The organism is Fervidicoccaceae archaeon (genome assembly GCA_038878695.1).
Taxonomy (GTDB): Archaea; Thermoproteota; Thermoprotei_A; order Sulfolobales; family Fervidicoccaceae; genus JAVZVD01.
The window spans coordinates 181,352-200,329 of record JAVZVD010000002.1 but is presented as its reverse complement, the minus strand read 5'-3'; the positions used below and the strand labels follow the sequence as shown (position 1 = coordinate 200,329).

The 18,978-nt window shown below is 62.6% G+C and carries 19 protein-coding genes; 1 reads left to right on the top strand and 18 read right to left on the bottom strand.

From position 1 onward, the window contains the following. Positions 1-227: 227 nt before the first annotated feature. The 5 genes from QXU97_04415 to pstS are packed head-to-tail and all read right to left on the bottom strand — an operon-like array spanning position 228 to position 4,502. Complete coding sequence (locus QXU97_04415; protein MEM4035838.1) at positions 228-833, bottom strand: phosphate uptake regulator PhoU; 606 nt, start codon at positions 831-833, stop codon at positions 228-230. After that, on the bottom strand, positions 830-1,600 hold the full coding sequence (locus QXU97_04410; GenBank protein MEM4035837.1) for a phosphate ABC transporter ATP-binding protein: 771 nt from the start codon (positions 1,598-1,600) through the stop codon (positions 830-832). The genes QXU97_04415 and QXU97_04410 overlap by 4 nt, the downstream gene beginning before the upstream one ends. Further along, entirely contained in the window at positions 1,597-2,442 is an 846-nt protein-coding gene (locus QXU97_04405) for an ABC transporter permease subunit (GenBank protein ID MEM4035836.1), read from the bottom strand. The genes QXU97_04410 and QXU97_04405 overlap by 4 nt, the downstream gene beginning before the upstream one ends. Continuing rightward, positions 2,439-3,365 (bottom strand): phosphate ABC transporter permease subunit PstC, encoded by a 927-nt coding sequence (gene pstC / locus QXU97_04400; GenBank protein ID MEM4035835.1) that lies wholly within the window; start codon positions 3,363-3,365, stop codon positions 2,439-2,441. The genes QXU97_04405 and pstC overlap by 4 nt, the downstream gene beginning before the upstream one ends. 6 nt (positions 3,366-3,371) lie before the next feature. Further along, positions 3,372-4,502, bottom strand: coding sequence for a phosphate ABC transporter substrate-binding protein PstS (gene pstS / locus QXU97_04395; protein MEM4035834.1), 1,131 nt, complete (start codon positions 4,500-4,502; stop codon positions 3,372-3,374). A 111-nt stretch (positions 4,503-4,613) separates the two neighbouring features. Between pstS and QXU97_04390 the strand changes: the two genes are divergently transcribed. Then, positions 4,614-5,639: a PhoU domain-containing protein gene (locus QXU97_04390; protein ID MEM4035833.1), complete on the top strand. Its 1,026-nt coding sequence runs from the start codon at positions 4,614-4,616 to the stop codon at positions 5,637-5,639. A gap of 172 nt (positions 5,640-5,811) precedes the next feature. On the opposite strand, the gene QXU97_04385 is transcribed toward QXU97_04390, so the two are convergent. From QXU97_04385 to QXU97_04325, 13 genes are all read right to left on the bottom strand, one after another. Next, positions 5,812-7,212 carry a proton-conducting transporter membrane subunit gene (locus QXU97_04385; protein ID MEM4035832.1) on the bottom strand — a complete coding sequence of 467 codons (1,401 nt, stop codon included), beginning with the start codon at positions 7,210-7,212 and terminating at the stop codon, positions 5,812-5,814. A gap of 7 nt (positions 7,213-7,219) precedes the next feature. After that, positions 7,220-8,920 (bottom strand): NADH-quinone oxidoreductase subunit L, encoded by a 1,701-nt coding sequence (locus QXU97_04380; protein MEM4035831.1) that lies wholly within the window; start codon positions 8,918-8,920, stop codon positions 7,220-7,222. Positions 8,921-8,933: 13 nt separating this feature from the next. Next, positions 8,934-9,230 carry an NADH-quinone oxidoreductase subunit K gene (locus QXU97_04375; GenBank protein ID MEM4035830.1) on the bottom strand — a complete coding sequence of 99 codons (297 nt, stop codon included), beginning with the start codon at positions 9,228-9,230 and terminating at the stop codon, positions 8,934-8,936. Positions 9,231-9,235: 5 nt separating this feature from the next. Further along, on the bottom strand, positions 9,236-9,682 hold the full coding sequence (locus QXU97_04370) for a hypothetical protein (protein MEM4035829.1): 447 nt from the start codon (positions 9,680-9,682) through the stop codon (positions 9,236-9,238). Further along, positions 9,679-10,059, bottom strand: a complete 381-nt coding sequence (locus QXU97_04365; protein ID MEM4035828.1) for a 4Fe-4S binding protein — start codon at positions 10,057-10,059, stop codon at positions 9,679-9,681. Before QXU97_04365 ends, QXU97_04370 begins: the two co-directional genes overlap by 4 nt. A 7-nt stretch (positions 10,060-10,066) precedes the next feature. Beyond that, positions 10,067-11,038, bottom strand: coding sequence for a complex I subunit 1 family protein (locus QXU97_04360; GenBank protein MEM4035827.1), 972 nt, complete (start codon positions 11,036-11,038; stop codon positions 10,067-10,069). Continuing rightward, positions 11,031-12,653 carry an NADH-quinone oxidoreductase subunit C gene (locus tag QXU97_04355; GenBank protein ID MEM4035826.1) on the bottom strand — a complete coding sequence of 541 codons (1,623 nt, stop codon included), beginning with the start codon at positions 12,651-12,653 and terminating at the stop codon, positions 11,031-11,033. The genes QXU97_04360 and QXU97_04355 overlap by 8 nt, the downstream gene beginning before the upstream one ends. A gap of 5 nt (positions 12,654-12,658) precedes the next feature. Next, positions 12,659-13,126, bottom strand: a complete 468-nt coding sequence (locus tag QXU97_04350) for an NADH-quinone oxidoreductase subunit B family protein (GenBank protein MEM4035825.1) — start codon at positions 13,124-13,126, stop codon at positions 12,659-12,661. Continuing rightward, entirely contained in the window at positions 13,104-13,475 is a 372-nt protein-coding gene (locus tag QXU97_04345; GenBank protein MEM4035824.1) for a hypothetical protein, read from the bottom strand. The genes QXU97_04350 and QXU97_04345 overlap by 23 nt, the downstream gene beginning before the upstream one ends. 146 nt (positions 13,476-13,621) lie before the next feature. Beyond that, positions 13,622-14,161: a hydrogenase maturation protease gene (locus QXU97_04340; GenBank protein ID MEM4035823.1), complete on the bottom strand. Its 540-nt coding sequence runs from the start codon at positions 14,159-14,161 to the stop codon at positions 13,622-13,624. Positions 14,162-14,386: 225 nt separating this feature from the next. Further along, positions 14,387-14,917 (bottom strand): DUF488 domain-containing protein, encoded by a 531-nt coding sequence (locus QXU97_04335; GenBank protein MEM4035822.1) that lies wholly within the window; start codon positions 14,915-14,917, stop codon positions 14,387-14,389. Between the two features lie 179 nt (positions 14,918-15,096). Next, positions 15,097-17,172: an MFS transporter gene (locus QXU97_04330; GenBank protein MEM4035821.1), complete on the bottom strand. Its 2,076-nt coding sequence runs from the start codon at positions 17,170-17,172 to the stop codon at positions 15,097-15,099. A 131-nt stretch (positions 17,173-17,303) separates the two neighbouring features. Further along, on the bottom strand, positions 17,304-18,950 hold the full coding sequence (locus tag QXU97_04325) for an ATP-binding protein (protein MEM4035820.1): 1,647 nt from the start codon (positions 18,948-18,950) through the stop codon (positions 17,304-17,306). Positions 18,951-18,978: the final 28 nt, after the last annotated feature.

Here is an 18,978-nt window from a genome sequence, read left to right as displayed (position 1 = left end):
TCCTCCTCGCTCGCTGACCCTCTCGCGGCGTTATCGCGGACTCGTAGTTGGATAGGCGAGATCGCGGCGAGGGCCCTCTCCAACCTCTTCGGGCGTCTCGAGGCCCGAGCGCGTCGAGAGGCTGGTCGAGAGGGGGCCGACGGGCGGCGACGAAGAGCTCACTCATTGAGAGGCTCGGCGTCGAGGCCGGAGCCGCTGCCTCGCTAGCTGCGGAAGGGTCGTCGCATTCACGCCTGGTGAAGTTCTAAAGCCGTCCTCGCCACGTACGTGGCGTGGTCGGCCATCCTCTCGATGTGCCTGAGGACGAGGAGCCTGGCCGTCTCGACCGAGGTCAGCGCGCTCGAGCTCCTCAGTTTGGACAGGCTGAGCTCGTAGAGCGAGTCTATCTCTTCGTCCATTCGGAGAACGCCCTTGGCCGCCTCGACGTCTCCGTCGATGAGCCCTCTCACCGCGTCTCTGAGCATCTCCGAGACCTTGAAAATGGCGCTCCTGAGCCCCTCGTCGATGAGAGCGCTGCCCGGCGCCGCGATCTCGCTCAGGAGGGCGTTCTCCCTCACATATCTCACTATTCTGTACAGGTCGTACGAGGCTCCGAGAGCGCTCTTCGCGAAGATCAGATCCTTTCCAAGGGGCTGGCGCCTGGCCATGAACAGGAGGATCGAGGTCACTATCTCGTCTCTGACGTGTTCGGCCAACCAAACGGCCTCCTCGGCCTCTCTCACCGTGAGCTTCTTCTCTAGCGCTCTCGCGAGCAGAGCGTCGCATATGCCGTGCAGTCTCCTGAGCTGAGCCTTGATTCTCTCGATCTCCCTCTCTCTCTGCGAGAAGCTCAAAGCTCTCCCCTCAGGAGCTTCCGTGTTATCTCGTGCCTCGGATTTAAGGCGACCTCCGCCGTCGTCCCCTCCTCTACGATTCTCCCCCCGTAGAGCACGACGATGTAGTCCGAGAGCCTAACGGCCTGGTGAGGCATGTGCGTGACTACGACCGCGGTCATGCCCTCGCGCTCGACGAGCCTCCTGACCGCCTCCTCGATCCTAGCGGTGTTTATCGGGTCTATGTTGGCGGTCGGCTCGTCGAGCAGTAAGATCCTTGGCTTGAGAGCGAGAGCTCTCGCGAGGCACAGCCTCTGCTGCTGACCTCCGCTGAGCCTCCAAGGCGGGTCCCTCAGTCTGTCCCTCACCTCGTCCCAGAGGCCCGCCCTCTCGAGGGCCCACCTCACGATCTCGTCGAGCTCTCTCCTGCTCTTGGTCAGACCGTTGATCTTGGGGCCTATGGCCACGTTTTCGTATATGCTCATGTGGGGGAACGGGTTCGGTTGCTGGAAGACGACGCCGAACATCCTCCTCAGCTCGTAGACGTCCATCTCGAAGACGCTCCTCCCGAAAACCCTCACGTCCCCCTCGACTCTGACTCCGTCGATCAGCTCGACTAGCCTGTTGAAGACCTTCAACAGCGTAGTCTTCCCGCTCCCGCTGGGCCCCATAACCGCCGTGACCGCTCCGGCTGGGATCCTCAGGTCGATGTCGTCGAGGATCCTCTTGCCTCCTACCGACACGGAGAGCCCTCTGGCCTCTATCGCGTAGCCGCCGGCCGCGTTCACTTAGTCTCGCCTCTCAAGGCCAATCTGTACGCGGCGTACATCGCCATGTAGAGGACCAATAGCACGAAGGCTCCTCCCCACGCGAGAGCCCTCCAATTCTCGTAGCCGCTCTGAATGAACTGGAATATCATCAGAGGGAGAGCATCTATCGGCTGAAGCGGGCCTCCGAACACTACGGATCTAGCCCCGTAGACCGTGAATAGGAGGGGAGCCGTCTCGCCCATCGCTTTCATCGTAGCCATGAGCACTCCCCTCCACACCCCTCTCTTCGCCATCTTCAGTCTCAGGCCTAGAGCCACCTGAGCTCTCCTCATGCCCAGCGCGTAGCCGGCCTCGACGTAGGTCGAGGGCACTGAGGACAGAGCGGACTCCGCGTAGACGTACACGTAGGGCAGCATCACGAGGGCGAGGGCGACGGTCCCGGCCAATCCCGTGAATCTCCCCAATGGGAGGACCAACAACGAGAAGACCAATAGGCCCACGCTTATCGTCGGGACTTCGAGCAGAGCTCTCGACGTGAGTCTGACGAGCCTGGACAGAGGGCTCCGGGGGAACTCCACCGAGAAGACCGCCGCCAGCGCGGCCATCGGAGCAGCTATCGCGAGCGAGGACGCTGTCAAATATAGAGTGCCGACGAGGGCGGGAGCCACGCCGCCCGGCCTCTCTGCCGTCACGGCTGCGGGCTTCTCGAAGAGCAGCGAGAGCCCCTCCGAGGCAAGGACGGGGAGCCCTCTCCAAGTCACGTAGAGGACCACGTGGAGGGCGACCGCCGCGAAGGCGAGAGCCACGAGCGAGGCCAGAGCCGAGAAGAGCCTGTCCTTGAGCTTCCTCGCCCAGCTCACAGTCTCACGCTCCTGAGAGCTCTCAGGCCAGCCGCGTTGACAATGAGCCCGACGCAAAGCAGAAGCAGGCTACCCGCGAAGAGGGAGCTGAGCATGAGGGGGTAGCCGCGGGACTCGGCGAATTGATTGGCTATGAGCGATGTGATCGTGTAGGCTGGAGAGAAGACGCAGGGGCTGAGTACGTAGGCGTTTCCTACCACCATGGTCACGGCCGCGGTCTCGCTCATGGCCCTCCCGAGGCCTAGCAGAGCCGCCGAGACCACGGCACCTCTTATCATCGAGAGCCTCGTCATCGCCTGCTCATACCTGGTCATTCCGAGGGAGTAGGCGGCCTCGATGTAGACCGAGGGCACGCTCCTGTACGCCTCGTACACGAGAGCGGAGGCGAAGGGGGTGATCATGATAGAGAGCAGGATCCCCGCCGTGAGGACGCTCGCCCCCGAGAGGGGCTTACACGAGAAGAAGGGCAGGAAGCCCAAGAGCTCGTGGAGGGGCTCCATTAGGTTCTTCCTCAAGAAGGGACCCAGGAAATAGAGGCCCCACAGCCCGTACACGACCGATGGGAGGCCGGCGAGAGCGTCAATGATAAGCCCGAGGAGATGGGAGAGGGAGCGAGGCGCTATCTCGACGAGAAACACCGCGAGGAGTACCGAGACGGGGAGGGCGATGAGGAGAGCGATGCCGGCGGAAGTGAGAGTCCCGACGATCGCTGGGAGCAGACCGTACTCGCTCTTCGGCGGGGGCTCGAGGGAGGGCCTCCACCTCGCGCCGGCGAAGGTCTTGAGGCCCTGGAGCTCGAGGGCCTCGCGGCTCAAGTCGATGTGAGCGTAGAAGAGGAGCGCGAAGGCTAAGACCATCGCCGCAGCGGGAGCAGCGAGACAATAGAAAAAAACCAAGTCGCCTAGAGGCCTCCCGAGCCTCATCGTTCTCTACCCGCTCCCGATAATCTCGACGGCTCTCAGAGCGTAAGACGCGAGCTCCTCGGGCACGGGCACGTAGCCCTCGACCATGAGGCCCCTCCCCTCGGTATAGATGAACTCGACGAACCTCCTCACGGCCTCAGCCTTGCTCGGCGGATAGCTCTTGTATAGAAGCAGGAAAGAGAACGAGGTGATGGGATAGGAGTCCTCGCCTGGAGCGAAGATGACGCCGCCCCAGAACTCGTTGAAGTCGTCGTCCGGTCTCGGCGGGAGCTTCGCCAGAGCCCCTCTCAGCGCACTCGTCATGGTCTCGGGCGACGCATCGACGAATCTCCCCTCCGCGTTCTCGATCAGCGCGTGGGGGAGCTTGGCGAGAGCAGCGTACGCGTACTCGACGTAGCCTATCGAGCCGGGGGTCCTCGAGACCAAGTCGGCCACGCCCTGATTGCCTTTCCCCCCCAGTCCTCTCCCGGTCTTATCGACGGGCCATTCGACGGCTTTCCCGACCAACTCGGGCGGCCACAGACCCCTCGACGACTTCCTCAGGAACTCTGTGAAGATTTGGGTCGTCCCGCTGGAGTCAGACCTGTGCACGGCGACGATCCTCTCGTGCGGGAGCCTCAGATCGGAGTTTAGAGAGGCTATCCTCGGGTCGTCCCAATACTCTATCTCGCCCAGGTATATGGCGGCCAGGACCTCTCCGCTCAGCCTGAGCCTCCCCTCGAGGCCCGGCAGATTATAGATCACGACCACCGACCCGATGACGAGGGGGAGCTGGATCACGCCTCTGGGATCCCTCTTGGCCTGCGCGAGAGCCCCGCTGGGCAGCGGGGGATCGCTGCAAGCGAAGTCAACGAGCTTCGCCAGGAACTGCTCCTGGCCAGCCCCGCTACCCGTAGGGCTGTACTCGATGACGACGCCTGGGCCCCTCCTCATGAACTCCTTGGCCCAGGCGTCTAGCTGAGGGTGCACGAACGTCGAGCCTGATCCCAGGAGCGTGACCTTCTCGGGCGTAGCGGTCGCGGGGGTCGTCGTCCCCGTCGACTCCGCGGGCTTTTCCCCCGGTCTCAAGCTCAAGAAGAGGGCGGCGGCTGCGAGCGCGGCGGCGAGGGCGACGACGTAGAGGGCCCTGCTCCTCAAGAGCGCTCAGTCCTCGAGCTCGAGGGCTCACCCGCCGGCTAATATGCGCGATCGAAATAGAATCAAAATTAATATATACTACTATATAGATGCATATAGAGGTCGGTCTTCGTGCTATACGTCAGGAGGGTCCAGCTGACGGGGCGCTCCACGCTCATAGTCTCGCTCCCGAGGGATTGGGCGAGAAGGGCCGGAGTAGGTAAGGGCTCTAGAGTGCTCATCGAGGTCCTCCCCGATAACAGCCTCAGGATCTCTCCCTCCTTCGAGAGAGCGGAGAGACCTCGAGCTCCCGAGAGGGTCATCGACCTGCGCTCCTCGAGCGCGAGCGCCGCGGCCAAGGCCCTGGTCTCGGCCTACGTGGCCGGCTACAGAGTATTCAGGGTGCTCCACGACGAATCCGGCTCGACCATCGCTCAGACTCTCCGCGACCTCGTCTCCTCGAAGATTATGGATGTCGTCGTTACGGACGAGTCTAGCTCGGGCCTGACGATGAGAGTCGTCGGGAGTCAGCTCGACCTGGGCGTCGGCGAGGCCGTAGCTCTGGCGGCGAGGCACGTAAGCTACATGTTCAGGGACCTTGTCGAGGGGATGAAGAGGGGCGACCTCTCCCAACTCCAGAGCGTCAGGGCGAGGGACGACCTAGTCGACAGGCTCTATCTGAGTCTGACGAGGAGGCTCGTGGCCGTGCTCTCGGGCGAGGTCTCCCCGGCCGAGGCCGGCCTCGAGAGCCCAGCCGAGGCTCTCCACTACTACCACGGCTTCAAGGCTCTCGAGCGCGTTGCCGATCACGTCGCGTCGATGGCCGAGGAGGCCTCGAAGATCGCCTTAAGGGGGGGCTCCATTGGCGAGGACTTGGTGGCGATGGTCGAGGAGGCTAGCTCCATTTTCTCTAGGGCCGCCTCGGCTCTCTCCAAGCTGGATGCGGGGGCCGCCCTTCGGCTCGCGGACGAGATCGAGTCCAGGAGGATCGAGGTCAGGAGGCTCTTAGAGAGCGCCGCTGGGGGCGAGGCGGCGCGCTACGGGCTCCTCATGAGCCTCTCGAGGGTGCTCGGCTACTCGCTCGACATGGTCGAGGACGTGCTCGACGTGTTGACCCTCAAGGAGCTCCTGAAGTCTGTGAGCGAGGCGGCGCGCTGAGCGCGCCGAGGAATCGGGCGGCGCCTCGAGCGGCCCAGGCGAGGACAGGCTCGAACGAGTCTACTGCGGGGAGGCTCAACGAGTTAAGTCCCGACGAGCTCGACGGGCTTCTCAAAAATCGAGGGCCCTTGAAATCACGAGTGGCTCGGGGTCGTCGGCGCTCCCCGGTCCATTAGGCTGGGGGCAACATCATTTGTCCGAGGTTGAAGTAGTCGATCAAGGTCTTCGGGAAGGCGCTCAAGGCTATGGCCACGATGATGAGAGCCAGGATCGCGACCAGCGCCACCGTCTCGCTCGCGCCTAGCTCGGGCCTCTCCTCCGAGTTCCCGCCGCTCTCTCCGCTCCCATCGTGGAGGACCGGCCCCTTCCCAACGCTCAGAGAGTAGAACAGTCTGAAGTAGAACGCGGCCGAGATCAGTATCGCGATCGCCATACCGACGGCCATCGTGGCCGCGAAGAAGTTCGTCGTCACGAGCCCTATGAACGTGAAAGCCTCGCTCCAGAACGTGAGGAACGGGGGGACCCCCGTTAGGCCGAGGCCCAAGGCCACGATGGAGAACTTCAACGCTATGGTCCTCTCGAGCTTCCCGGCCAATACGCTTAGGCTCCTCGTGCCCCACAGAGCTATGAAGAGGCCGGAGAGCAGGAAGGCCGCTCCCTTGAGAAGGCCGTGGGCCATTATGTGGAGCTGAGCGTACGTCTTGGCGAGGGCGGCTCCAGCCACGAGGCCCAAAACTATGTAGCTGACGTGAGCTACGCTGCTGTAGGCGAGCATCCGCTTCATGTCGTCCTGCCTTATGGCCGCTAAGTTGCCAATGAATGCTCCGATGAGGGCGGCCAGCGCGAACGCCTTGGCGACGTGCGCGTCGAGCAAGGCCACGCTGGCGGCCACGTAGGCGCCCGTCTCTATGGCTATGCCGGATAAGAGAGCGCTAGCGGTGCTGGGAGCGGCCATGTGGACGTCGGGGAGCCAGAAGTGCAGCGGGAAGATCGCGGCCTCTACGCCGAAGCCCACGGCCATGAGGGCCTTCGCCAGCGGACTCGCGCGGGCCACGGCCTCGATCGACGTGCTGCCCGCCTCGGCCACGGTCATGCCGATGCCGACCAGAGCGAGCAAGCTGCCGACGCCGCACATCATGACGTACTTGAGGGCCGACTCTAGGTTCTCTCTGTGCCAGTGGAACACCGTTAGGACCAGTATCGACACGCTCATGAGCTCCCAATAGACGAAGAGCCTGATGAGGTCTCTGCTCTGAGCCACGAGATAGGCCGACGCGACGAGAGCGAGGAGCACAGCGTCGTGCAGGAACTTGCCTCTCTCCCTGATGATACAGCTTGAAGAGAGAGCCGCGGCGAGCCCTATGGCGGCCGAGGTAGCGCCTATGAAGCCGGCCGGGCTCCTCGCGCCAACGAAGATCAATAGGAGGAGCCCAGTCCACGCCGTCAGAAGATAGGTCGATATACTCCTGCTCCTCGCCTCGCCGAGGAGGCCCGTCGAGGCTATAGCGGTCACTCCCGCCGAGGTGAGGAGCAGGACCGAGGTCTCGCTCGCGAGGGCTCCGAGGGGGGTCATGTCGCTCTCACCACACTAACGAGACGAGGAGCGCGAGCGCTAAAACGAAGGCCAGGATCCACGAGGTGTTTATCGAGGGAACGCCTGTCTGAATCATCGTGGCAACTCGGCTCACTTTATCGGCGACGAATTTGGCGAGCATCGTGTAGGCGTCGTCCAGGAGGAAGCTCCTCTCCGCCGCACTGGCCAGTGGGCCGAGAGACCTCCTCATTTCGGGGGCCGCGTTTCTGCCCCAGAGCGCGTAGGAGACCGCCACGCCCAGCAGAGCGGCCAGGAGCGGGAGCGGCTCAACGGCCGCGTGCAAGTGCTCCGCTCCGAAGGCGCGAGCGGCGCTGAGGACCGGGTAGAGGCCGAGGGTCGTGGCGACGCAGAGCAACACGATGACTGGGACCATGAACTTGTCTCTCTCGTGGTAGTGGCCGCTGGGCTCGCCCAAGAACATCGCGAAGAACGCCCTGAAGATGTAGAGAGCCGACGTGAAGGATACCGTGAAGACCACCAACGATGCGAGGGCCTCGGGGAGCGCTCCGTGAAGCAGCCCCAGCACCATCTCCTTCGTGACGAAGCCGGGGAAGGGCGGGAGTCCGGCCAGGCTCAGAGCGCCTATTAGGAAGCAGATGGCCGAGATCCTCAGCCCGCCTCTATAGAGACCCCTCATCTGGAAGATGTCTCTGGTGCCTGTCTCGTGAATCACGAGACCCGCCGTGAGGAAGAGGAGGGCCTTGAAGAGCGAGTGGCTAAGCAGGTGGAGCTGAGAGGCGGTCCAGGCTCCCAGGCCGAGGGCCAGGAACATGAGCGAGAGGTGATTGATCGTGCTGAAGGCCAGAACCCTCTTGACGTCTCTCGACCCAATCGCGGCGAAGCCCGACATGAGCACGGTTATTAGAGCGATGACAGCGATCAAGTGCATCAGAGCTGGGAAAAGCGAGATCAGCGGGTACATTCTGGCGACCAAGTAGACGCCGGCCTTGACCATGGTGGCGGCGTGTATAAGGGCGCTAACCGTCGTGGGCCCCTCCATGGCATCGGGGAGCCAGACCAACAACGGGAACTGAGCGGACTTACCCATGGCTCCGACGAAGAGGAGAAGCCCGATGAGCTGGGCCATTCTAGCGGGCAGACCCGAGGCCGAGCTCAGGAGCTCCGGCACGCTGGTCGTGCCGGCAGCGGCGTAGGCTAGTGCGACGCCTATCAACATGCCAAAGTCGGCGGTCCTCGTGACCACGAAGGCCTTGAGGCCGGCTCTCCTGGCCTCGGGCTTCTCCCACCAATAGGCTATGAGGAGGGCGCTGCATATCCCCACCATCTCCCAAAATATATAGAGGAGCACGAGGTCTCCAGCCACGACGAGGCCCGACATTGAACCGATGAAGAGGAGTATCAACGCGTAGTATCTAATGAAGTCTCTGTCGCGTCCCATGTAGCCGACGCTGTAGTAGACAACGAGAGCTCCTATGCAGTTTATCACGCAGAGCATGAAGACGGAGAGTTGATCGACGTAGAAGGAGACGTGCGGGAGATACGGTCCCAAGTAGAGGGGCCACCTATGGGGCTGAGAAAATAGGTAAAGCGAGAGGGCGGCGGCCAGGGCCGAGGCGACCACAGCAAGGCCCTCGCCCGCCCTCCTCGAGATCTTGCCCAACGCCGGCTCCAAGACGCAGGCCGCGAGGGTCGCCAGCGGGATCAGGAGGGGATTGACCTCGGCCAAGGCCTCGCACCTCCTACCATTTGAGCTCGGAGATCCTCCTCGGGTCGCTAGTCTTGAACTTCCTGTAGACGACCACCACGACGATTATGCTCGCGGCCTCCATCGCTGCTGCGGCCGAGGCCGCGAGCACTACGGCGTAAGTGGGCGAAAAGGCGGAGCTCAGGCCGGCCGACGAAAGGACCAGAATCGCTCCGAGGCCGAGCGATTGCAGCCCGATGAGTACTCTGACCAAGTTGCGCGTAGCGGCGACCGCGACGAGGCCTCCCATGGCGAGGACGACCCCAACCGCGGTCACGAAAGAAGAGCTCACGCCGGTCACTCCTCCACACCCCACATCGACATTACCACTCCGATAGCCGTTGTGAGCATGAGGAGGGCCAGGGCTCCGACGTCTTGAATGGCCATGGCCCTTGGCTCGCTCAGGCCCAGGAGCCCGGCGTGCTCGAGGACGAGCACTGAGATCAGATAGGTGGAGGAGAGCCCGAAGACCAGAGCGAGGAAGTGCCCGTAATCGATCCTGGGCTCCATCTCCTCGGGCGAGGTCGGGACGACGGCCAAGGCTATCAGGATTAAGGTGACGAGGAGCCCCGCGTAGAGCGTTGCTACGACGACGCCGGCGGCGGGGCTAACGAGCATAGCTATCGAAAGGCCCGCGAGCGCGCTCCCGAAAAATAGGGAGACCACGGCGACGGAGAGCCTCCTGACCACAAGGGCCAGGAGAACGAGAACAGCGCCGACCGCGGCCAGAGCCTCCCCTATCAAGCGCCCTCGCCCCCGCTTGGCTTCGGCCCCACGTGTAGCGGCACGAGCTTTCTCTCGAGTTCTATGGCCTTGAACGTGCAGACGTAGGAGCACATGCCGCAGTATATGCACCTGAAGTAATCGAACCTGGGATGCTGCAGCGGGACTTCTCTCTGCCCGACCCTCCTGGTCCCTACCGTGACCATGGTTATTGCAGAGGAGGGGCAGACCATGTAGCACAGCCTACAGCCGGTGCACTTCTCCGGGATGAGCAGAGGTCTCCCGCGCAGGTGGGGCTGCTCTTCGAGGTCCTCGACCACGTAGGGCTCGGTGATGGGCTCGGTGACCAATCGCCTAAGGGCCTCGCTCAACATCCCGGTCGCGCCTCTCTTGGGCACGAGCGGATCACCTCAGGACCAAGAGCACGAGAGCTGCTTGCGCGAGGAGGAGGGGAGCGAGCCTCACCCAGAAGTACTCTCCGAGCGCGAGGACTCGGATCCTCGCGGCGATACCTCTCACCACGAAGATCAGCAGCGATATCAGCAGCACTTTGAGCAGGAAGTAGGCCGTCCCAATGATCGGCGCGGCGTCGTGGCCTGGGCCGAGGGGTCCTCCTAAGTAGGCCACGGCCATGAGAGAGGCCCCGAAGAATAGCATGAGGTCCTTGTAGAGCTTGAGGAAAGCCAGACCTCGGCCGGAGTACTCCGTCAGCCACCCGCCGACGATCTCTTGCTTGGCCTCGGGGAGGTCGAAGGGCTGCTTCTCGAGCTTCGCCATGAGCGCTAATAGGGCCGCCACGAAGCCGAGCGGCTGATAGATCAACAGCGGGCCATGCTGAGCCTGATAGCTCAAGACGCCCTCCACGCTCAGCGCCTTAGCCTGCAGAGCAGCGAGGATCAGCGCGATCGAGAGAAGGGCCTCGTAGACCGAGTACTGTAGCACGTGCCTGCCGACTCCGACCGACGTATAGGGGCTGAGCACAGCGAAGCCGGCGAGAGCCATCGCGAAGGCTCCGAACGAGAGCACGAAGAGCATGAGGACGAAGTCTCCCTCGAAGCCTAGAGGGGACTTTATTCCGGAGAGAGGCAGGAGGGCCAGGCCGAAGACCGGCACTCCCAGCGAGATCGCCGGGGCCAGCCTGAAGAGCAGGGGGTCAGCTCCTTCCGGGACTATCTCGCGTTTCGTGAGGAGCTTGAGGAAGTCGTAGAGGGGCTGTAGGAGCCCGCGGGGCCCGGTGAACTTGGGCCCGATCCTCCACTGGATCCTAGCCACGGACTTCCTCTCCACCCACTGCAAGAACAGCGCGAAGATCGTCGCGAACAATAGGCCGGGGAAGACCAAGGTCCTGAGCAAGGCCTCGAGAGCGAGCTCACTCACAGCTAGCCCACCTCTTTCTGCTCATCTTAATGAAGTCCTCCTCCCTGAGCATCCTGGCGGTCCTGGTTCGCACGTCGTACACCAGGACCCTATCGGTGCAGCTGAAGCAGGGGTCTATCATCGTGAAGATGATGGGGACGTCGGAGAGAGTCGCTCCGCGCAGGAGCGTAGCGGCGAGCAGCATGTTGGCGAGGCTCGGCGTTCTGACCTTGACTCTATCGGGGGTGGGCTTGCCAGCCGACTTAATGAAGTAGAAGAGCTCGCCCCTGGGGGCCTCGGTTCTAGCAACGGCCTCGCCGGGCTGGGGAGAGGCCATGTAAAATCTCTGGGGAACCGCCGCGCCGGCGGGGAGCTCCTCGGCGATTCTCCTGCACATCTCGATCGACTGCATCGTCTCCTTGAGCCTGACGAGCACGGAGTGATAGGCGTCGGCCCTCTTCTCTGTTATGGGCTCGAAGCCCAGCTCTTGGTAGGCTCCGTAGGGCTCCACCTTCCTTATGTCGTAGGGGTCACCCGTGATTCTCCTGTAGGGGCCAACGGCGCACATCCTCCTCGCGGTCTCGACGTCGAACTCGCCGAAGCCTCTGGTCCTGTGGATGAAGAGGTCGAAGGAGAGGATCCTCTCCATCACGTCGGAGGCCTGCTTCTCGATCTCTCGGAGAGCCCTCTTGACTTGCTCGAGCTGAGAGTCTGTGACGTCTCTGACGGTGCCTCCTATTGTCGCGAAGCCCTTCATCACTCTATTGCCGCATACGATCTCGAGGACGTCCATGACCTTCTCGCGGACGCCCCACAGCCACATGAACATGGTGTCGAAGCCCATCCAGTACCCGACGAGCCCTATCCACAGGAGGTGCGAGTGGACCCTCTCGAGCTCGGCCACGAGAGTCCTCAGCCACTCGGCTCTCCTGCTCGGCTCCACCTTGGCCACGCTCTCGGCCGCCAGGACGTAGGTGTACGTGTGTATGAAACTGCAGATGCCGCACACCCTCTCGAAGAGGTAGACGTTCTTCAGGTAGGTCCTCCTCTCAGCGATTTTCTCGATGCCCCTGTGGACGTATCCCAGCCTCGGTATGACGTCAACGACGGTCTCGCCGTCCACGATCAGCCTGAAGTGCTCGGGCTCCTTGAGGGCTGGATGATAGGGGCCAAAGGGGACGCTCACTCCCTCGGCGCTAGTCTGAATTTGGCCGAGGGCATCGCCGTCGCGCCAAATGATTTCCCTGACCTTCTCGTTCTCCGCCTCCTTCCAGAGAGGCGGGGTCGCGTCTCGCGGGTAAGTTTCGGGGAGCGGGTACCGATAGGCTTCCCAGGGGTTCCCCTCGAACCTAACCCCGAAGAGATCGCGAACCTCCATCTCGTAGAAGAGAGAACCCGGTATCACGTCTGCTATCGTGGGGAGAGAAGCCCCGACCTTCTTGGGGACCGAGACCTCTAAGTGAGTCATGTCGCCCGACAGGCTAGACAAGTGATAGAGGACCCTGATCTTCTCCCCCGCGTCGACCCCCGTTATCGTGACGAGGTGGCCGTAGCCCCTCTTGACTTGGTGCTCTACGGCCTCCCTCAATCCCTCCGGTTCCACCGTCACGACGTTCTCTAGGGGTCTCCCGCCCAAAGCTATCAGGCCTCCACTACTATCGGCCTCGCTTTGCCCCTCTTCCTCTTCTCGCTCTTGACGCCAGCCACGAGGCCCAGCGCCTTGATTATCGCCTCGGGCTTAACGGCGCAGCCCGGCACGTAAACGTCCACCGGTATGACCTTATCGACTCCCCCGATCACGTTGTAGCAGTCGTGGAACACGCCCCCGCTGCAGGCGCAGGCGCCGACGGCGATTACGACCTTCGGCTCGGGCATCTGGCTGTAGATCTGCCTGAGTGCGTCGACCGAGAGCCTATTGACCGAGCCGGTGACCACGAGAGCGTCGGCGTGCCTGGGGCTAGGGACGAGGAGAGCTCCGAACCTCTCCGCGTCGAACCTCGGCGTGAGAGCCGCGACTATCTCTATATCGCAGCCGTTGCAGCTGCTGGCGTTGAAGTGGAAGAGCCAGAGGCTCTTCTTGATGTATCTATTGAGGTCTCCCAATCCCATGAGCTCTCCGCCTCCTCTGGAACAAGACAGCCGACGAGAGTATACCGCCGAGGCCGAGCAGGGCGAAGAGGGCGGTCTCCAAGCCGGCGGGGGAGAACAATAAGAAGATCGCCAAGGCCTCGGCGAGCAGGAAGAACGAGACGAGCGCCATAAGCTCGGTGTAGTAGCGGAACCTCTGGGGGCCCAGAGTCACGCCGCCGGTGAAGGGTCTCCTGCCGAGAGACGAGTCGCGCTCTAAAGGGCGCGAGCCCTTGAAGGAGAGGAGCGCCGAAGCCGCAAAGAGGGCTACCGAGGTCAGCAGCGCGAGCGCTAGAGCCAACACGACCACAGCGATCTGACTCGCCGTCACCGATTGGCCCCAGCACTCGGCTTCCTAATAGCCTTATAATTATTTTCGTTCCACATTGAGAGAAAAAAATATTAAGTCCCGGAGCACTTGCGCGACCGGTTGTGATAACATCTGGCGTTCATTAAGGAGGTTCCATTTAACATAGCTTAATCAAAAGCCCCGAGCCCTCGTCCGAGCCTGCATTCGGGGAGCGAGCTCAGCAGAGCCTCCGCGAGGACCTCGCAGCCCTCTCTGACTTCTGAGGAGATCTCGAGCCTCACCGCCCCCAGCTCCGAGGCCTGCACGCCGAGGACCCACGCCTCCTCGACGCCGTAGCGCCATTTAAGGACTCGAGACAGGAGCCTCATCGAGATGCCGTGAGAGGAGGAGAAGTCGATCGAGCTCGAGAACTCGTCTAGGGGCGCCAACGCTATCTGGCCGGCCTCGAGGCCCGCCTCGATCGCGTCGATTATTATGAGCCTCCTCGCCTTCTCGAGCCTCCCGCTCAGCTCGCTCAAGCACAGCTCCAGCTGGGACTCGCAGACGATAGCGCGTCGCGTCGCGCAGGAGGCCAGGAGGAGCTCCCCCACAAGGAGACCGGCCGCGTCGTCGCCCCGCAGCCTATTTCCCAGGAAGACCAGGATCGAGTCGTCGATGAGGCCTCCGAGAGCCTTGATAGCCTCCTCCCCCACTAAGACTCCTCTCAAGACCTCGAGCTCACCTCGAGGATCGCCTCGCGTAGCGTTCGCGCTCTAGCAGCCTCAGAGGGGCTCAGCCTTCGGGAGAGACCTCATCTCCGAGCCTCGGCGAGGATCGGGCTTTCGGCAAACTCTTCACGGCCCGCGCGTTCGTGTGATCGAAGAGGCTTAAAAGCTGGGGGCGGCTCTCGACCGATCGTTCTGCCGAGGGCCATTGGCGAAGCCTATGAGCTCCTAGACGTACTCGAGCTCTCCGCTCGACGCCCTAGCGCAGGGGCTGAGCCCGAGCTCCAATAGCTCCCCCCGCCCCACCACGTGAATCACTCTGAATCCCCTGACCATCAGGTAGTCCGATAGGATCCTCCTATGACACGCTGTCGGGCTCCTCTCTCTGCAGAGCAGAGCGCTGGTCTTCTCCGACGCGAGATACTCGAGCTTCCTCAGAGCGGGCCTGACGTCGAGCCTCGTCGTAATGTAGGCGGCGTAGGCTCTGAAACCCTCGGCTCCCAAGCAGCTGCCCACTCCTCTGTCATCGGCGTCGACGCCGAAGCGCCTATAGCCGCCCAGCTCGGGGATCCAGACGTAGTCGATGTCCTCGAGCGCGAGGGCCCCGGCTAGAGCCGGTCCCGAGAACTCGGGAGCTCTCCTCGAGTAGTTCCACCTCCTGACGTCGACGACTCTCTCGACCCCATTGCTCCGCAGCAGCTCGATCAGCTCGCGCGGAGTTCGCCCAGAGTACCCCACAGTATAAACAACAGGGCTCAAAGTCTCTCGCCCGTCTAGGAGCCGCGGCTAGGAGCTCGAGCGACCTCGCTCTTATCCCCTCTCTCGCCGCGCTCGGCAATAGAATCGCCGAGGAGAGCTCGGCGAGCGATTCGTGAGACCTCGTCTTAGGAGGGGAAAAGAGGGGAATGGAGGTGAGGCGCAGCTCGATGGCGGAGGCCTCAGCCCACGGCCTTGATGACGTCTCTGATCGATACTACCGCAGCCACTCTCCCGTTGTCGAGCACCGGCAGGTGCCTTATGTTGTGCCTCAGCATCAGCTCGGCGGCCTCCCTCAACGTGGAGTCCCCGTTCACCGTGATTATGCCCTCTCTTCTAGCTAGGGCCTCCACCGGGGCGCCGAGGTCTGCCCCCAACGCGATGGCTCTCAACAGATCGTACTCGGAGAGCACTCCGACGATCTCTCCATCGCTTAAGATCGGCACGAAGCCTACGTTGTTCTCCGCCATGATCCTAGCGACCTCCCTCAGCGGCGCGCCGGGCCTCACGTAGACCAAGTCTCTCGCCGCCACGTCGCGAACTCTGAATCTCAGCGAGGCCCTCTTCTTCGCGATGGAGTCTAGAGCGAGGGCCTCGTTCACGAGCTCCCTGGCGCTGACGTATCCCACGAGCTCTCCGCTCGAGTCACAGATAGGCGCGTGCCTGAGGAACTTCTCCTCAATCACGACGAATATCTTCGTCACGGGCTCGTCCTCGCGCACGCACTCCACGCGCACGGCGTGCTCGGAGACCGGAGAGCCGAGGCCTGCCCCTCGCGCTATGGCCCTAACCAAGGCCCTCTCCTCGAGCACTCCGACGCCGCTGCCCACGACGAAGGCCGCCCTGACCCCGCTCTCGATCATGCGCTTGGCCGCTTCAACGAGCGGGACTCCGGGTGGCACCACGAGCGGAGGCCTCTTGGCGAATCTGCCGGCGCTCAGCTCCGCCCAGATCCTCGTGCCCAACGTCTCGGGCCCCCTCAGCGCGTAGAGGGCCCCCATGATCATTGGCACCAGCGTCGACCAGAGCACGACTGCCTGGTACAAATCGCCCGTGACCCTGTAGATCGACGTGACTACTAGGGGAGTAAAGCCGCCCGTCAGACCGTAGCCCAGATTGTAGGAGAGAGCAACGGAGGAGAGCCTTATTCTAGCCGGGAACAGCTCGAGCAGGAGAGCCGACATGGCTCCGCTGTAGCCCACTCCGTTGAAGAGAGTCATCGTCAGAGTGGTCAGCCAGAGCCCCGTCTCGTCTCCTACCGCGAGGTACTTGTCGTAGAGCTTGAAGGCCACGGGGAACCACAGCGCATTGCCGTAGATGCCGAGGAGGAGCACGGGCTTCCTGCCTATCTTGTCGGAGAGCCAGCCGAAGAGCGGATAGGTCCACAGAGAGGCATATATTGCGGTGCTCAGTATCTTGTTCGCCTCGCTCGTGCTCAAGCCGCCGGCTATCTGCAGATACTGCGAGTTGAAGTAGTTGTTCGTGTACCACACGGGCCCGTGGGCCCCGACCACGCCGATCCACGCCATGAGGACTAGGGGCAGGTAGCGCTTCGAGAAGACCTCTCTGACCGGGCTCGAGGTGACGCGCCTCACTCTCTTTAGCATGTCGAAGATGGGAGTCTCTCTGTAGATCAGGTGGAGGATCAGAGCGACGGCGAAGACGAGGGCGCCGGCCACGATGAAGTTGAGCCTCCAGCCCCACGCGGCGAACTGCTCCGCGCCGAGCCAGCCGCTGATGAAGGTCTGGATGCTGCCCGCGACGCCCATCCCGGCCGCTGGCGTGGTGAAGAGCACACCGGTTATCAGCCCTCTCCTGTGCTCCGGCGCGAACTCGCCGAGGTACGTGATCGCGGCCCCGTAGCCTCCGCCCAGCGCTAGACCCTGAACTATCCTCAACGCGAAGACCAAGATCGAGGCTAGGACCCCCACCTGAGCGTAGCTAGGCGCGAGGCCCACGCCGACGGTCCCGACCAACATGAGGAGAGCGGCGATGACGAAGGCCCTCTTGCGCCCGAGCTGATCGCCTATCTTGCCGAAGAGTATCGCGCCGAGCGGCCTGAAGAGGAAGCCGACGGCCAGAGCGCCATAGGATGCAATGAGCGAGGCTATGGGATCCGTCGAGGGGAAGAATACTCTGGCGACCACCTTGGCCAGAATGCCGTAGGTGTAGAAGTCGAGCCACTCGAGGAAGGCCCCGGCCCACGCGACGAGGGCCACGGAGGCTAGTCTGCTCCCCTCCCCCTTGGGTCTGTTCAATTTCTCCCCGCGGCTCGAAGGATTTTTGCAACTAATATTCGATTCTCTGAAATAAGAATTATTAAATCGATAATTAACCCATATAAAATAGGAGAATAGGGTTTAAATCGCTCGGCGACCCCTAGCCTCCATCAGCTCGAGAACTGCATCTCGATGAACTCATCGAGCTCTCGGCCGCTCTCTCTCGAAGTCTTCAGCCACTCCCCCACGACGTCGGGGTCTCTGCCCATGCTCTTCGCCCCGAACTCGTCGATCTTGACGAGGGCTGGAAAGAGAGCGAACTCGCCGAAGACCACGGCCTCGCCCACGTCGAGACTCGGCAGAAGCGAGACGAGCTCCCGGCTGAGCTGCTCGCTAGTCCTCTGAACATAATATTGGTCTTCGGGCTCGACGATCCTGAGGACTATCTTGCTGCACGTCTGGCTGAGGCTGTTCTCGTCGAGGCTCTTGGGCCTCTGGCTCACGAGGCATAGGCCCACGCCGAACTTCCTCCCCTCTCTCGCTATCTGTGAGAACACGGTCTTCGTGTTCGTCTGCTCCTCCCCCTTCGGCACGAGCGTGTGGGCCTCCTCGAGGACGAGGAGGGCGGGCGTCGGGTAGCCCTCGCGCCCCCCGCTCACAACCCACCTCTTCCTGGCCTCGAGGAGGCTCCTCGAGACGAAGGACACGAAGACGTCGCAGCCTTCCCTATCGACGTGCGAGAGGTCCACGACGTTGAGCTTGCGCGGCACGATGAGCCTCGAGAGATCGCGGGGAGCGCTCGAGCTCAAGAAGCCTCTGTACCTGGAGAGGAGGTCCTCGAGCTTCCCCGCCACCTCGTGCAACACGTCGGAGCTGAGCTTAACGAGCCTGCGATAGTGCTCCTCGGCCTCCGAGGGCAGCCTCTCTGGCCGGGCGATCGAGGAGGCGAGGAGCGAGCGGAGCCCCTCCCCGGCCTCGCGGTCCTCGATCGCGTCCGCGAGCTCTATCATGAGCTCAACGACGTTCTTCCCACCGCCCTCCCCCGAGCTCCTGAGGGCTCTGGCGAGTCCGTAGAGGGCTCGCAGAGCTCTGTACTGCTTGTGATAAGACGGCACGATGCTCGCGAGAGCCCCTATCTCGTGGAGCTTGAGCGAGTCGGGGTTTATTCTGGGCTCTATCACGTTGGAGACCTCGCTGTCGAACGCGTCGAGGTACTCTCCGTGGAAGTCAAATATCACGATGGTCCCGCCGAAGGCTCTGGCTATCCTATTCGAGAGCACGGCCACCGCGTTCGACTTGCCGGCCCCAGTCATGGCCAGGACGGCGCAGTGGCGGGCCACGAGCTTATCGACGCTGACGTAGACCGGGACGTTGGGATTCGTGGCCAGAGACCCTATTCTCACGTAGCCCCTCCTGGTCTTCTCGTCGTAGTAAGCCTCGCCGCCGAGCAGCGGACGACCGGGGGGCGTGAATATCCTGTTCAGGACCCCCTCGTCGGCCTCGAATACTCTCGCTCCAGGCCTCGGCGGCGTCTTGACCGGTCGCACCTTCCTCCTGACCATGAGGTCCTCGAGCCTCGAGAGGGTCCTGGCCGAGCCCTTCAGGTAGAACCTGTCCCTGCCGACGATCTGCAGCATCTTGGAGACCGCCTCGATGTCCGTCGAGTCGTCCGATATGAAGGGGCTCCCGGCGACCGAGTCCTCGACCATACCCAGGACGAATCCCTCGTCGTGCTCTATGATCACGAACTCTCCCAGCCTCGGGGGCCTCTTGGCTAGGAACAGAGCCCTCCCTGGGGTGGTCTCGCCGATGACCACGCCTATCTCCGCGACCTCCTCGGCCGAC

Bases quoted from the DNA above. Each gene is read 5' to 3' on its own strand.
- pstC (MEM4035835.1), bottom strand. From the start codon at position 3,365: ATGAGGCTCGGGAGGCCTCTAGGCGACTTGGTTTTTTTCTATTGTCTC.
- QXU97_04385 (MEM4035832.1), bottom strand. From the start codon at position 7,212: ATGACCCCCCTCGGAGCCCTCGCGAGCGAGACCTCGGTCCTGCTCCTC.
- QXU97_04350 (MEM4035825.1), bottom strand. From the start codon at position 13,126: ATGGGATTGGGAGACCTCAATAGATACATCAAGAAGAGCCTCTGGCTC.